12 protein-coding genes are annotated in these 15,653 nt (G+C 44.6%); 5 read left to right on the forward strand and 7 right to left on the reverse strand.

The annotated features are described in order from the left end of the window. The first annotated feature begins 220 nt into the window (after positions 1-220). The 3 genes from SHAL_RS07110 to cydX are packed head-to-tail and all read left to right on the forward strand — an operon-like array spanning position 221 to position 3,064. Positions 221-1,777, forward strand: coding sequence for a cytochrome ubiquinol oxidase subunit I (locus SHAL_RS07110; RefSeq protein ID WP_012276488.1), 1,557 nt, complete (start codon positions 221-223; stop codon positions 1,775-1,777). A gap of 15 nt (positions 1,778-1,792) precedes the next feature. Then, positions 1,793-2,932 (forward strand): cytochrome d ubiquinol oxidase subunit II, encoded by a 1,140-nt coding sequence (gene cydB, locus SHAL_RS07115; protein WP_012276489.1) that lies wholly within the window; start codon positions 1,793-1,795, stop codon positions 2,930-2,932. A gap of 15 nt (positions 2,933-2,947) precedes the next feature. Next, the gene (gene cydX / locus SHAL_RS22560; RefSeq protein WP_012276490.1) at positions 2,948-3,064 is read left to right on the forward strand and encodes a cytochrome bd-I oxidase subunit CydX; all 117 of its coding nucleotides are present in this window, start codon (positions 2,948-2,950) and stop codon (positions 3,062-3,064) included. 502 nt (positions 3,065-3,566) lie between these two features. Here cydX and SHAL_RS07125 read toward each other — a convergent pair. Further along, complete coding sequence (locus tag SHAL_RS07125; RefSeq protein ID WP_012276491.1) at positions 3,567-4,139, reverse strand: hypothetical protein; 573 nt, start codon at positions 4,137-4,139, stop codon at positions 3,567-3,569. Positions 4,140-4,363: 224 nt separating this feature from the next. Further along, positions 4,364-6,367, reverse strand: coding sequence for a methyl-accepting chemotaxis protein (locus SHAL_RS07130; RefSeq protein WP_012276492.1), 2,004 nt, complete (start codon positions 6,365-6,367; stop codon positions 4,364-4,366). A gap of 279 nt (positions 6,368-6,646) precedes the next feature. On the opposite strand from SHAL_RS07130, the gene SHAL_RS07135 reads away from it, so the two are divergent. Beyond that, positions 6,647-6,901, forward strand: a complete 255-nt coding sequence (locus SHAL_RS07135) for an HP1242/YdcH family protein (protein ID WP_041415896.1) — start codon at positions 6,647-6,649, stop codon at positions 6,899-6,901. Here SHAL_RS07135 and SHAL_RS07140 read toward each other — a convergent pair. Beyond that, entirely contained in the window at positions 6,849-9,941 is a 3,093-nt protein-coding gene (locus SHAL_RS07140) for an efflux RND transporter permease subunit (protein WP_012276493.1), read from the reverse strand. The genes SHAL_RS07135 and SHAL_RS07140 overlap by 53 nt on opposite strands. Positions 9,942-9,946: 5 nt before the next feature. Further along, positions 9,947-11,059: an efflux RND transporter periplasmic adaptor subunit gene (locus SHAL_RS07145; protein ID WP_012276494.1), complete on the reverse strand. Its 1,113-nt coding sequence runs from the start codon at positions 11,057-11,059 to the stop codon at positions 9,947-9,949. A gap of 194 nt (positions 11,060-11,253) precedes the next feature. Between SHAL_RS07145 and SHAL_RS07150 the strand changes: the two genes are divergently transcribed. Next, the gene (locus tag SHAL_RS07150; RefSeq protein ID WP_012276495.1) at positions 11,254-11,868 is read left to right on the forward strand and encodes a TetR/AcrR family transcriptional regulator; all 615 of its coding nucleotides are present in this window, start codon (positions 11,254-11,256) and stop codon (positions 11,866-11,868) included. Positions 11,869-11,936: 68 nt separating this feature from the next. Here SHAL_RS07150 and SHAL_RS07155 read toward each other — a convergent pair whose 3' ends face one another. The 3 genes from SHAL_RS07155 to SHAL_RS07165 form a co-directional block, all read right to left on the reverse strand. After that, positions 11,937-12,512, reverse strand: a complete 576-nt coding sequence (locus tag SHAL_RS07155; protein WP_012276496.1) for a chalcone isomerase family protein — start codon at positions 12,510-12,512, stop codon at positions 11,937-11,939. A gap of 31 nt (positions 12,513-12,543) precedes the next feature. After that, entirely contained in the window at positions 12,544-13,023 is a 480-nt protein-coding gene (locus tag SHAL_RS07160) for a DUF2947 domain-containing protein (protein WP_012276497.1), read from the reverse strand. Between the two features lie 110 nt (positions 13,024-13,133). Further along, on the reverse strand, positions 13,134-15,563 hold the full coding sequence (locus SHAL_RS07165) for a motility associated factor glycosyltransferase family protein (RefSeq protein WP_012276498.1): 2,430 nt from the start codon (positions 15,561-15,563) through the stop codon (positions 13,134-13,136). Positions 15,564-15,653 lie beyond the last annotated feature (90 nt).

Below are 15,653 nucleotides of genomic sequence, written 5' to 3' on the forward strand. Positions count from 1 at the left end.
TCACGGAAGCCTATTGAAACGTGATGGCAAGTGGTTATTTGCTGGGGTTTTAGGCTTAAAATTACAAAATTTATGAATTAAACAATGAATCGCGGTTAAGTCGACTTTTTGTTAACAAAGTTAGACTATATTTACTGCATTACTATTCCTATATAGGCAGTCACTTTCGTTGATGGGGATCTAACGATTGTGATTTGACGCACCACCTAAGGAGTCACAAATGATTTTAGAAGAGGTTGTTGAGCTGTCGCGTTTTCAGTTTGCGATGACAGCCATGTATCACTTCCTATTTGTTCCCTTGACCTTGGGGTTAGCATTCTTGCTAGCCATTATGGAATCACTCTATGTGATGACCAATAAGCAGATCTATAAAGATATGACCAAGTTCTGGGGTAAATTATTCGGTATCAACTTTGCACTTGGCGTTGCAACTGGTTTGGCTATGGAGTTCCAGTTCGGAACTAACTGGTCTTACTATTCGCATTACGTCGGTGACATTTTTGGTGCACCACTTGCTATTGAAGGCCTGATGGCATTCTTCCTAGAATCTACTCTAGTGGGTATGTTCTTCTTTGGTTGGGATCGTTTCAGCAAGCGTCAGCATTTAGCGGTAACTTGGTTAGTTGCGCTAGGTTCTAACCTGTCTGCATTGTGGATCTTAGTGGCTAACGGCTGGATGCAAAACCCAGTAGGTAGCACATTCAACTACGAAACCATGCGTATGGAAATGACCAGCTGGGGTGAAGTGTTATTTAATCCAGTAGCACAGGTGAAGTTTGTTCATACTGTGGCGTCAGGCTACGTAGCGGGTGCGATGTTCGTTCTAGCTATTAGTGCTTATTACATTCTGAAGAAACGTGACCTACCGTTTGCACGTCGCTCATTTGCGATTGCTGCAAGTTTCGGTATGGCATCAATCTTGTCTGTAATCGTTCTTGGTGACGAATCAGGCTACAAGGTGGGTGAAGTACAGCGTGTTAAGCTCGCTGCAATTGAAGCCGAGTGGCACACTGAACCTGCTCCAGCAGCATTCACAGCAGTGGGGTTCCCTAATCAAGAAACTCAGGAAACTGATTTTGCGATAAAAATCCCTTATGCGATGGGTATTATTGCGACTCGTTCACTAGATGAACAAGTTACCGGTATCACAGATCTGATTGTTGAGCATGAAGTGCGTATTCGTAACGGTATGGTGGCTTACGGTTTACTTGAAAAGCTGCGTAACGGTGAAGAAACACCTGAAATTCGCGCAGCATTTGAAGAAGCTAAGGTTGACCTAGGTTACGGCCTACTACTGAAGCGTTATACCGATAACGTAGTTGATGCGACAGATGAACAGATCAAAGCGGCTGCAAATGATTCTATTCCAAACGTAGCACCTATGTTCTGGACCTTCCGTGTGATGGTGGGTGCGGGTATGGTGATGTTATTCGTATTTGCTGCAGCATTCTGGCAGAGCACGCGTCATAAAATTGAAGAGAAACCATGGGTTCTTAAAGCGGCACTTTATAGCTTACCACTACCGTGGATTGCAATTGAGTGTGGCTGGTTTGTGGCAGAGTACGGGCGTCAGCCTTGGACGATTTCTGAAGTGTTACCGACATTTATGTCAGCCTCTAGCCTATCAGTTGGCGACCTAATGTTCAGTATTGTTTCTATTACGCTGTTCTATACCATCTTGCTAGTGATTGAGCTTTATCTAATGATTAAGTTCGCCCGTATTGGCCCAAGCTGTCTAAAGACGGGTCGCTATCACTTTGAAAAACTCGATGCCTAAACTGGAGATCTGATTATGTTTGATTATGAAATGTTAAGATTCATCTGGTGGGCACTGATTGGCGTGCTTTTCATCGGATTCGCTGTTACCGACGGCTTCGATATGGGTGTAGGTGCCTTATTACCGATTATCGGTAAAGATGACACCGATCGCCGTATCATGATTAACTCAATTGCGCCGCACTGGGATGGCAACCAAGTTTGGTTGATCACCGCCGGTGGTGCATTGTTTGCAGCTTGGCCTATGGTCTACGGTGTGTCTTTCTCAGGTTTCTACGTCGCGATGATGCTAACTCTGTTTGCATTGTTCCTACGTCCTGTTGGGTTTGACTACCGTTCAAAGATTGAAGATCCAAGATGGCGTAAGTCTTGGGACTGGGCACTGTTTGTCGGTGGCTTCGTTCCGCCGCTAATTATCGGTGTGGCGTTCGGTAACTTGCTTCAAGGTGTGCCGTTTAACTTTGACGAGTACCTGCGTGCAACTTACCACGGTGGTTTCTTTGGTCTATTGAATGGTTTTGGTATTCTAGCTGGCCTAGTGAGCGTGAGCATGTTTATGCTACAGGGCTCAACTTGGTTACAGATGAAGACTGAAGGCGAGCTACGCGTTCGTGCAGCTAAGATGTCGCAGTTGCTATCAGTGGCATTATTCGTATTCTTTGGCGCTGCTGGTGTATGGTTAGTTAATGGTATTGACGGATACGTGATTACCTCTGCTATCGACACTTATGGTGTTTCAGACCCAACTCTTAAAACTGTTGCTGTTGAAGCGGGCGCTTGGTTAGTTAACTACGATAAGTACCCAGTCACTATGTTGTTCCCTGTGCTTGGTTTACTAATGCCAATCTTAGTGTTGCTATGTAGCCGTATGAACCGTTCAGGTTTTGCGTTCTTCTTTAGTTCAGTAGGTATTGCGGCAGTTATTCTAACGTGTGGCGCTGCAATGTTCCCATTCGTTATGCCATCTTCACTGGAGCCAAACGTCAGTTTGACGATGTGGGATTCAACAGCGAGTGAGATGTCACTGACCGTTATGACATGGGCTGCAATCATCTTTGTACCGATTGTTCTTAGCTACACTGTTTGGACTTACTTGAAGATGTTCGGTCGCTTATCGCGCGATTTCATCGAAAAGAATAAGACCTCACTCTACTAATAAGGAGCCTAGATTATGTGGTATTTCTCGTGGATTTTAGGCGTGTTGTTGGCCTGTTCTTTCGGTATCATCAACGCCCTATGGCTTGAGACAACTGAGAATATGGACCGTGATGCTGAGACAGAAGATTAGTCTCTAATCGGTTAGAAACTTAAGTAAAGGCCCCGCAATCGCGGGGCTTTTTGTTTTAAAATAAGGTCCTAGGTAAAAGCAGGTTCTAGGAACTAGAAAAAGCAAAGACGGTTAGAGCAGATAAGAGCTGAGACGGTATAAGCAGGGAAAGCAAAGATGGAAAAGTGGAACGGCCTGCGGCCTTACGGAAAACTAAGAAGGTTCGAGGTTCTAGGATGTTCGCAGGCTCACTTCTAGGTTCTAGGAAGAACTAAGACGGTAACTGAAGGAAAAGCAGGTAAAAAAGAGAAAGCTAAGATGGAAAGGCGAAGATAAAAGCGCCGTTTCTGCTTGTTGTAGGTTGGGCTTTAGCCCATCAATCTTAATAGATATACAGTAATTGTCGGCATAAATACCGACCTAGGAGCAGGGCTAGGGAGAGCTGTAGCTAGTTAAAGAACTTGTGACTAGGCCTCTTTAGAAGCCTAGTGCAGCAAGAAAACTTGTAGCGAGATAAATAGATTTACAGCTCGGCGCGATAGATGAACAGTGCGGTGTCGGTTACCATTTCAGATACCGGAGTGTCATTAAAGCTTGCCGTTGCTTGGTCCACTATTAAGTATTTTCGATCACCGATTTTGTCTAGTTCTTTGACGCTATAACAGTTTTTAGAGGTGCGTAGGTCGCAGCCTTTTATCAAAGGGTCGGTGGTAAAGTAAGTTGCGTAAACTGCGATTTCATTGACCTTTCCATCTTTAGTATGCAGCACTTTAATTTCGGCGACACCATCAATGGTAGCGTCAGTCATTAAGCGGTTTACTGCGCGTTGATACTCTTGTTTATAGGTCGCCGAATCTTTACTGACAAACAGGTAAGATTCAAAGCCAAACTCTTCCAGTTTATTGCCAAGGTCAGTAGCAAAGGTTTCACCTACTTCAAAAAGAAAACCATTTGCAGCGGGGCTATCTTCATAGGTGGTGTTGAGCCCGTTACCGGCGATAATCAACAATTTTTTTCCTTCAACCGTATTGGTCTGCGGGCTAGCACAGCCCGCCAGAATAGCGATGAAAGTGACTAATAATAACTTGCGTAACATATTTGTACTCGTAATGATGAAAGGTCGGTATTTTTTAAACACGAAATTGGCGCGATTATAAATCCTCGCGAGTTGGTAAATCTAGCTGTAAATTTGATAAATGCATTTAAAATCATGGGTGTAGTTGGAAGTTGCTGACGGTTGCTTGAATAAAAAAGGCAACAGTGTGATAGCTGTTGCCTTTATGACTTAATCAATAAAATAGGGCGATTTAAGCTGAGACATTACGCCTTAAACACGCTGATCTTAGTGTTAATCTCATTGGCGATTGCGGCTAAGCTTTCCGCCGAGTCGACGCTCTCGCCCGCGCGTTGCTCACCATCTCTGGCAAGCTCGGTGATTTGGTGTAGGTTGCGGGTGATCTCTTCTGCAACTGCACTTTGCTGCTCAGTAGCGCTAGCGATGCTTGTTGATGTTGTAGCGAGTTCTGCAATGCTAGTGTTAATCTCAATTAACTGTGCAATCGCTTCATTACCTTGGGCTGCAGACGCATCCCCTAAAGCATTACTTTGATCCATCTGCACGGCGGTCTGCTTTACTTGAGACTGCAGCTGAGTAATGGTTTGCGAGATCTCTGCAATCGATGTTTGAGTACGCTGTGCTAGCGTGCGTACTTCGTCGGCAACCACAGCAAAGCCTCGACCTTGCTCGCCAGCTCTTGCCGCTTCAATCGCTGCGTTAAGGGCGAGGAGGTTGGTCTGCTCGGCAATGGCGTTGATGACCTCGGTGACTTTGCTAATCGCTTGGCTCTCTTTATTGACGATCTCGACACTATTATGACTATCGGAAAGCTGGCTGCTGAGACTTTGTAAGCCGTTGACCAGATCGTTTAAGTTAGCCTGTCCACCTTTTGCAGCATCATCCACACGCTGGCTCATTGTCGCGCCTTCGCTAGCATGGTTAGCAACATCGCGCACTGAGGCTGACATCTCCTCGATGGCCGTTGCTATCTGATCCGTTTGTGCCATCAAAGATTGCGCCTCTTCACCGTTTAGACGGGCAGTCTCTTGAGTGTGGCTAGAGTGAGCCTGCAATGCGCTAACTGATTGTTGTAGAGCCAAGATAAGCTCTCTTAAGTTAGTCGCCATCTTAGAGGTGCTATTGGTGATGAGATCCACTTCATTTTTACTGCTTGCATCTATTGAAGCAAATTTTTGTGAAAGATCGCCTGAGCCCAATTTCTCTAATTGATTTTGCAAGCAGCCTAGCGGTTTAAGCGTTCTAAACAAGACCAGAGATAACAGTAGGGTAATCACTATCATGCCAATTAAAGACACGGCCATATTGATGTTTAATAGGGTAACGCTTTCTTCGTTAAGCTCTGCAGCATCAACTTGGCCAATGATGACCCAATCCCAACCAGGAATATTGATGCTATAAGCGTAAGCCTTAGCGCCTAAATTGTTGGTGTACTCCCAAGAGCCACGATGAGTAAGGGCCTGCTCTATGCTTATCCCACCAAGTATCTCGGTTGAGACTTTACCGCCAGCTTGGTGCCGTGGATGAGCAATAATCGTCAAATCTGATTTACGCACCAATAGGTAGCTGCCAGACTCCTCAAGTTGCAGCTTATTAATCGATTCGCGTAATTGAGCCAAAGAGCCGCTAATATCGAAACCGATATACATGATCCCGATAGTTTCGCCGCCACTATTTTTAATGGGGCGGTAGATAGTCATGTAGTCTTTACCAAACAGCTGGGCATAGCCTTCGTAGCTATTACCTTTGATAAGTGCGCGGTAAGCTGGGTGATCTTTATCTAAGTTGGTGCCCAGAGCACGTTTGCCATCGGCTTTTTTTAGCGAGGTGGAGATACGGATAAAGTTATCACCGTCTCGGACAAACACGGTTGCATTGCCACCGGTCAGATTAGAGTAGCGATCAACCTTGCTCTTTGAGGCGTTGATCTGCTCTTTTTCATGCCTCAAGGCTGGGGTCTCTGTCCCCATTACTCTGACCGTTTTATCCGGTTTATAGAAGTTACCTGGGTACATGGCGCGAAACACGTCGGCATTGCGTTCTGCAAGTGACTGCAGACTTTCATATTGCAGCTCAATTAAATCTGCTGTGCCTTCGGTTTGCGCTTGCATCGCGCTGATCCCTTTATTTCTTAGTACATCGGAGGCGGTTAAATAGGATACGCAACCAAGAACACCAAAAACGAGCACGGTGAGGACTAAAGCGAGCAAGCCTATTTGTTTGGCTATAGGCCAATTTTTATAATTCATATCAATTCAAGTTTGCTTGTGGTGCGTCAATGTAATTGATTTTTACGAAAAAAGAGTTGATGGAGGTCTAAAAGTTATCCTTTTAATTCGTTGAATAAAAATGAGTTATTGCTGAGTTGGCGTGGGTGAAAAATAGTCAATACTTGTAGCTAAGCTTGAGCTTAATAGCGATAATAGGCTAGTGGTACCTAATATCAAATGTCATAGATTGAGTGTATCGGAGGCTTTGAGTAAAGCTCCGTTCCAATCGACAGGCGTTAAATACCAAGGAGAAGAATTATGTTGGGCGAGAATCATCTGCTGACTCACGAGTTTCCAGAATACTTGTCAGCCATTATCGAGCTTAAAAGTCGCGATAACGCTTTTTGTAAGTTAGCTAAACGATACCACCAACTTGATCATCAAATTCGAGGGCTGGAAGAAAATGAAGTGCCCACCAGTGATGTGCACTTCATCGAATTAAAAGCCGAGCGGGTATTGCTTAAGGACCAACTTTACCAGTTACTCGTGGCGCATTCGAAGTTAGCTGATTAACTTTCTTCGGCCGCATGATCAAATGATACATGGTTGGCACCCACACTAAGGAAAGCAAGGTTGTCAGTAGGGTTCCGCCTGCAATCGCAATGGCAAAGGGTGGCCAAAATCCGCCTCCTGCAATAATTAATGGCAGGAATCCACCAATGGTTGTAATGGTCGTTGAACCGATATGGCGGCCACAACGGGTGACGAGTTCGACAATCAACTGAGTATCACCATTTCGCGTTGCTGGTATCTCCTCAAGCTCGGCTAAAATGACGATCGCGGCATTAATCGCAAGTCCCATTAACCCTAGCAAGCCGATAATCACGGTAAAGCCAAACGGATAGCCAAATGTGTATACCGCGAGTAGGCCTAATCCTGCACTCTGTATGGCGCTAAATAAAATGATCCCAGTGAGCCTAAATGAATTAAACGATAGCACTACTGTGGCCAGCAGCAGGGTGATCACAAGCACTAGGTTAGACATTAAGTTGCCAATCGCCTCGTTACGCTTAGCACTTTCACCACCTAGCTCTACACGGTAACCACTTGGCAGCTCAATAGCAGATAGCTTATCGCTGACATTATCAACCACGGTTTGCGGCAGTACACCTGAGGTAATATAGGCTTCAATGACGTTGACTCGCTGGCCATCACGTCTTGGGATAGCGCCGCGACTCACCTCAATTTGACTGCTCGAAATAGCCGATAATGGTATACCTGTGCCTTGCCCCGATACTAGCGTAATCGCCGACAGTTTGGTTTGCTGCTCACGAATACTGTCACTTAATCTAACGCGAACCGGCAGGGATTCAGTTTGCTCTAAAATACTGCCACCATTAATACCTGTGGTGGCCATCTCTATCTGCTTGGCGATGTCGGTTAATGACAATCCGCTGATTAAGCTGGCGTCTTCATTTATCTGTAACCAGACTTTAGGCGATCCAGCACTCAATGTGGCGCGAGTATGGATAACATTTTGAGTGTCCGATAACGCTTTACGAACTTGCTCACCAAGTAGCTTGAGCTGATCAAGGTTAGGGCCAAAAATACGCACCTCTACAGGCGCATTAAATGGCGGGCCTTGTTCCAGTTTACGCACAATAATTTGTGCACCGGGAAACTGTTTATCTAATGTCATTTGCAGCTGAGGAATAAGCTGATTTGCGCTAGCGAAATCTCGGGCTTTAACCATAGCTTGGGCATAATGACTCGCCCCTTGCTGGCGCTGCAATAGGTTGTAATAGAAAGAGGGGGCATTACCGCCGACGACCCAATCAATTCGAGTTACCCCATCGGTTTGGCGTAATTTAGCATCAATTTTTTCGACCTGTGCCCGTGTATTGCTAATACTGGCTTGAGGGGCGAGATAGACTTCAATTTGGAACATATCTCTGTCTGATGGCGGGAAAAATTGCTCGGTCATTTTACCCGCTGCAATAAAGCCCATAACGGGTAATACGCCGATGATCACCGCAGCTAGCAGAGGGCGTGATAACGCAAGCGACAATGTTTGCCTAAAGGCGTGACTCATAAAGGGCAAGTTAATACCGCGGTGATACCAGTGAGTGCCTTTACCATCAACGCCAAAGCGACCAGCGAGACCTGCAATAATGGTGTGCGAGATGATGAACGAGCCGAGTAGGGCAAACATCACCGAGATAGCAATGCCACCGACAAACTCACCGGCAGCGCCTGGCATCAATACAATCGGCGCAAAGGCCAGCATCGTGGTAATGGTTGAGCCAGCTAGCGGTAGCCAGAGATGCTCTAACGTCTGCTTCACTGCATCGAGCCTATCCATGCCTTTTTGGCGGCGCTGAGAGATGGCGTCAACAATCACGATGGCGTTATCGACCATAATACCTAGGGCGACCACAAGACCTGTGACCGACATTTGGTGGATTGGCAGGCCAATATATTTCATACAGGCTAAGGTAAATAGTGCTGTAAGCGGCAAAGATAGCGCGACAATTACCGCATTCCTTAAGCCAAGGGTCAGCATGAGTACGGCTAAAATAATTAAAAAACCCAGCAGTAAACTGCCGACTAAATCACTTAGGCGCTCAGTGGTGTAGCCCTCTTGGTCGAATAGCCACTCAATCTCTATGTTTGCCGGAATACTGGTTTGCAGTTGATCGACAGAGTGCTTAACCTGCTCAAGCCACAGGTCGACACGGGTGTTGCTGAGCATTCTTGCTGCCACCATCACGCCTTGCTGTTGATCGATTAGCGCAATACTGTTGGCTGGCTCCTTGGGTTGACGACTAATGTGGGCAATGTCGGCTAAACGGATAATCTGTCCATCTTCGGTGACTTTTAGTGGCACTTGAGCAATGCGCGAAATCGAATCGAGTTCACCAGAGACTTCGATGAGAGCGCGAAAGTTGTCGTTATTGATCTCACCTGCGGACACCTTGGCATCGGCATTTTGTAAAATCTGTGCGATAGACTGCGCTGATAGCGCTAACTGGTTAACTTTATGGCCGTCGAGTTGGACCAAGATCTCTTCGGTTGGTTGGCCATAGAGATTAACGAAATCGGTGCCGCTAAGCAGCCGTAACTGGCTTTGCAACTCTTTAGCATAGCGGTTGAGCATGTCGGTTCGTACTTCCCCACCACCGCGCCAGACAATACCGAGTATGGCGGTATTGGCGTAACCGAGCTGATCGTCTAGGGTGGGGGTTTGTGCTGACACTGGTAGCAAGGCTTTTGCATCGGCGATGAGATCACGTGCTCTAGACCATACGGGCGCAGTTTCAACCACACTGTCTTTTAATTCAAGTTGGATGACTGAGATCCCAGGTCTCGATGTCGACTGCACCAGCTTTAATTCTTCTAGGCGCCTAAGTTCACTTTCAAGCACCTCGGTCACTAATGCTTCGACCCGCTCGGCAGAAGCGCCCGGATAATGAGTGATCACCGAGGCAAAGCGATTGGTGATTTCAGGATCTTCCATACGCGGAAGGCTAGATATTGCGCCAAAGCCTGCAACAATCAGCAGGGCGATGATCAAACTTATCAGCCGACCATTTTCAACTAATGACTTGACCATCTGCTTTACCTCGTCGCTAGCTGAGTTTGCTGGGTGACTATTTGGCCTGCGACCAGTTTATGTAATCCTTGCGAGACATATTGCTCCTTCGGACTAATCGCGCCATTGATAAAGGCTTTATCTTTAGCGGTATAGATGATCTCGACGTCTCGGCGTTCAATACTAAACCGCTGATTATCAGACGGCTTCAAGACATAAATATTCCATAGTCCGCGCACCCCATCGGTCAATGCGCTAATCGGTACCCAGTAACCTTGATTGGCAATGGTTTTATTGTAATTTAGGTAACTGAGCTCACCGTTAATAACATTAGCGTCATCCGGCAGTGTTAGTCTTAATTCTACCGTGCGAGTAACCGGATTTAGCTCGGCGCCAATACCTGCAATGCTTGCATGGTAATCTTGCTGCCTGACTCTTAAGTCGACGCTTTGACCTGTGGTTAAGTTATTGGCTATTTGCACCGGAACGCCCACATACGCCTGTATATTATTTTGCTCGATGATGGTGTAAACAGGGCTGCCCACACCGATGACTTCACCTAAGTTATGGCTACGCTTGCTTATGACACCATCAAATGGTGCGAGTAAATCCGACTTTTCGATTTTTAATTGGTTAGCAAGTAATGATGCACTTAAGCGGTTTTTGGCTGCCAGTAAGCTGCTGAGTTGCCCTTTGAGCTCGTCAAGTTGCTGCTCAGATACATAGCCTTGTTGCTGTAGCTCAAGGCTTCTACCTAATGTGGCCTTGGCTAAATCTAGGTCGGCTTTGTTTTGTGCGAGACTTGCATCTAATTCATTTTTTTCAGCCATTAACAGGCGAGTATCGAGTTTTGCTAGTAGTTGACCTTGCTTGACTCTATCACCACTATCAACCGCTAAGGTTTTGATTTTCCCGGCCAGTTCAAAGCCTATTCCGGTGGTATTGCCAGCGCGAATGGTGCCTGAAAACTCTTGAACAAATTGATATCCCTCACTGAGATTTAACGACTGTGCATTAACAGACTGATAACTCGGCGTCGAAGCCTGTTCGATCGACGAGTCTTGGCATGCTGGCAATAGACTGACTGTAACTAAGCTAGCAAGCAGCTTACGACGAGTGATGACTCTTTTGATATTCATTACTTTCAGCCTGTATTTAGTAACGCAGTCTCGAGCGTTAGGTTAATGAATGGTTAAACTAGACTGCCTAGTCTAGTGATTCAAAACTAGACTGTCCAGTCCATTTTTCAGCTAAATGGACTGAGTAGTCCATATTGTGCTTAAATAGCACTATTGATTTAGCAACAAGGCCAAGCGCCGGAGTGAAGCCCTTTATGAATTCACCAGTATTGAGTCGAAGTGAGCAAAAGCGTGAGCAGATCTTACAGGCTGCAAAAGATCTCTTTTGCGAGCAGGGTTTTCCCAATACCAGCATGGATGAAGTGGCTAAGTTAGCGGGTGTGTCAAAACAAACGGTGTACTCTCATTTTGGTTGTAAAGACGATCTCTTCGTCGCATCAATTGAATCCAAGTGTCTAGTTCATGGGGTTAATCAAGAGGTATTCTCCGATCCCACTATGCCAGAAGATAGTTTATTGTTATTTGCCAAACATTTTGGTGAGGTGATAACCAGCCCTGAAGCGGTAACTGTGTTTAAGGCCTGTGTTGCCCAAGCAGACTCGCATCCAGAGCTCTCAGAGCTGTTTTATAGCGCTGGACCTCAGCATATTTTAGGATTATTAAGAGATTATTTAACCCGCGTGTCTGAGCTTGGTGTGTATCACTTTGCTAACCCACATCACTGCGCCGTGCGTCTTTGTTTGATGATTTTTGGTGAGATGCGTATGCGACTGGATTTAGGCTTAGATGTGAGCGATCTTCTCGATACCCGAGAGCAATATATTAACGAGACCGTAGAGATGTTTTTAAGAGCGTATAGAGTCCGTTAGTGATTAGAATCATAAAAAAAGGAGCGAATAGCTCCTTTTATTTTTATTGATTATCTTTTTGGCTAAGACTACTCGCCCAACATCGCTTCTTTTAAGCTGTCTTGGGCAGGTTCTTTACCCAACCAAATTTTTAGCAGTGCTTGACGGAACGTTTCACCGGCAATTGTCGCCTGAGCCTCACCATTCTTGTAAGCGGTTACACCGTTAGCCTTATCGGCTAAAAAGGTAAACTGGTCGCCCTCAACAATTTCAGCACTAAATAGCCCCATAAATTGCTCAATTTGGGCTTCAATTGGCGTGGTATTGCCATCGGTTGCATCATCGAAACCTTCGGTGATGGCATCTTTCATCTTCTCTGCGGTGATCATGCCAGAAGTGATATTAAGACGAACTGCAACAGTTGGTGCATCGAGTACAGCTTGAGTTGAATCTAGGATCTTAGGCACATAGAGACTGCCAACATACAAGTCGATAAAGAACTTGCTGCGCACACCAGCACCATTTAACACCAATGTTTGACTATCGATATCGATGGATTCATCTAACTGTACGCCAGAGACTTCTTTGGCCTGTAATGACGATGAAAGTAGTACGCTTGATGCTAGCACACTAGTTGCTAATAGTAGGGTAGAGAGGGACTTCATAATAACCTCAAAATGATAGAGAACAGGGCCATTATCCACGAGAACCTAACTGGAATTGACCATTTTGGTGGAACAATGCCGCTTGTTTTTGTTTTGGTGAGATCAATAGCGGGCCATCATCGAAGAACAGGAAGCACTTCCAGTTACGTACAAATACATCCCAGCGAGTTTCAATGACTTGATACTTTTCGTAGCAGAAATAGACGGTTGCGTCATCTTCCCAGCCAAAATGCTCGTAAAAACCTTCAGGCAATGCAGGATCTTCGCTATCCCATGCATTTTGCCAGTCTTCGGTTAACACCCAAGCACTGTCTTTGGCTGCCCAGTCACCTTTAGTAAACTGTTCAGTGCGGCTACTTTTGTTGCTAATCCACTTATTCCAAACTTCCATTGATGACTTTTGATCAAGCGGCAAGACTAGCGCTTTGTCTTCATCAGCAACAGGAAGGTCTTTATGATTAAAGATCCATTTACGTTTGTATTGTTCAAATGGAATATAGGTATGTGCCAAGCGATGCTCTCCGAAGCCAAATCATAGAAAAATTTATGATGGCAATTATAAGACTTTGTATGGGATTTAGATACCGCTGCAGAATACAATATTCGCAGCGGCATGAGGAGTTAAGCAATCTTGGCTAGCTGATTGATTGCTATCTGATTTGTTGGGTCCAGATGAAGTACTTGCTTAAAAACATCTTTAGCTGTTTGTGTTTGTTCTATTTCATTCAGAAAAGCACCTAACTTTAGCCATACTAAGATGTCATCAGGGTATTTATTTAAGTAATCCATATAGGTGTTCAATGCGGGTTGGACTTGTTGTTGAAGTTTAAGTAAGTAGGCATATTGTGGTAGGTACTCGTCACTTAAGCTGACAAGTTGCTGCAATGCAAGTGCTGCCAGATCTAACTGCCCTAGTTTGAGTGATAGTACACTAATTTGCTTGAACTCAATTTCGGTAAATAATTCAGAGCCTAATTCTAATAATGTCGTTAGTGCTTGTTGTGGTTCGTCTTGTAACTCTAAGCAATATGAGTTGGCTAGGTGATACAAGCGCTTGGCCAAATCACTTTCTAAGGATCGAGGTTTTAATGTGTTGACCATCAATGCAAGACCTTGCAGGTTTTTTTTGATAACCAAGTTCATTATTTTATTAAACGCCTCCTCTAGGGAGTAGCCAGCAGCAAGCTTTGACTTATAACGATTATGATCGGTCAGTTGCAGTTGAAACTCTTTAACTAAAGGAGCAATAGCCGCTCGCTCGAAAGTGGATAAATCGCGATTTAAATGATGTGCCCATACAAGTGAGCGTCCTGGTTGGTTGTCTTGCTGCCATTGTTGGACCAATGCATTTATATCAGTTTGTTGACTCAATTCGTTAAGGCGTGAATAACAGCGCTTTTCTGTTTGTTTAAAAATGATTAGTAACTTCTTAGATACACAGATAAATGCTTCGTAGTAATTTTCAGTCATCTGTTCAACGTGTGATTGTGACCACTTATCGCTGTCAGTTGTGGATAAAAATCGACTAAATTCAAGGTAGCCGTAAAATTTAATAACTTTTGCGAGCTTACCGTGGTGTTTGTTGATCTTATATTCAATTTTGTCCAGCAGGGCAGCTTGGTTTTGCTCTCGGTTGATTTTTAATGCAGAGGTCGCGAGCTTTAATACCGATTGCACTGATGATTGCGCATCGTTCATCTGTTTTAGACAATATAGGTAGTGCTTTTTAAGGTCCATTGTTTGGCTATCTACTAATGCAAAAAGCTCATCGTGGTTGCAATTAGCTGGTTCAATGGTAATTTCATCCAGAGCAAGATGATCAATATTGGGTATTATTGCAGCATTAGCCGATAGATTAATGATTTTACATTGTGGCAAATTAATGACCTGATGAGCTAAGGCTTTCTTAGCTTCAGTCAGCTGGAAAATCGTCTCAGCTTTATCTCCTGAATATGTATCAACCCATTCACCAATATGCCCCATATTTGGACCGAGGTTGGCTTCCAGTGTGCCAGTTGTATGAGTGTGACCTGTTTTAGAGTAGCAAAAGTCTGCACCTGTTAGTAGTGCTTGTGTGAAGCCTATGTCAGCTGCAATTGCTATCGCGGCATTGGTGACTGTAGGGCCTACAGATTCAATATTGTTCTTGTCATCAGCCTCATCCCAAAGTAAGCGATTACCTACATATAGATGGCGGCCACACCACTGAGATAGAATTCGTGAACAGATATGATAGGAATGAATGAGCAGACTGCTGCTATGTAGCGCCATCATTTCGCTATTAACTTCTAAGCTTAGTTCTTGAGGGTCGATTGAGACAATAATCTGTGGTGGTACGCCTTCTTTGGTTAATTTTGCAGCGACTCGGGAAACCGCGATAACAAATAACTTGTCTTTATTAGCCTTAATCCACGACATATGGTCATCTAAAGAGGGACCTCCAGCGGTGACGATACAGGTTTTCCCCTGATAATGACCTCTTAGGATGGATGCTGGAATGTGGTTTTCGGTTAAATTGATCAGTTGCTGTTCGACGAAGACCTCTTGATTAAAAGAGGATTTATGTTCACATGTGGCTTGGTTAACCAGTGCCATCACATCGTTATTCAGTTGGGTATATTCCAGTAAATGCTGAGCCCTTACTGCTAGAGAACGATGAACCTGAAGCTTATCTTTAATAATGTAAATAGGGTTGCTATGACTGTTGAGTAGATCGGCAAGCTCATCAATTGGGCAGATAGTGACCTGTTGTTTTAAAGCATCGGGTATATCTACATTGAGAAGCTCCAATATATTATCTAACTCAACAAATATAAATTGGCTATCTGCAGGCAGAGCCAACTCAAGAACATAGTTAGCAAGTAATCCTGAATCGATACCAATAATAATGTGTAACTGATTTTCTTGGGTAAAGAGTGATTTAAATAATTTGTTAAAGTGTGTTTTTGAATCAATAGTTTCAAAGGCTTGGCGGTTTACACTGGGTAAGTAGTATTCGTTGAACTGACTTATCGCAAAAGTATTAAAGGTATTTAGATTAGTGTTTTGCATTTTGTCCTCAGTGTTTTGAGCGCGGGTGCTTTGGAAGCTATGATTGCACGAGCATTACAGCTAGAAAATCGGTATGCTTTAAGAAAGCAA

Source organism: Shewanella halifaxensis HAW-EB4, from assembly GCF_000019185.1.
Classification (GTDB): Bacteria; Pseudomonadota; Gammaproteobacteria; order Enterobacterales; family Shewanellaceae; genus Shewanella; species Shewanella halifaxensis.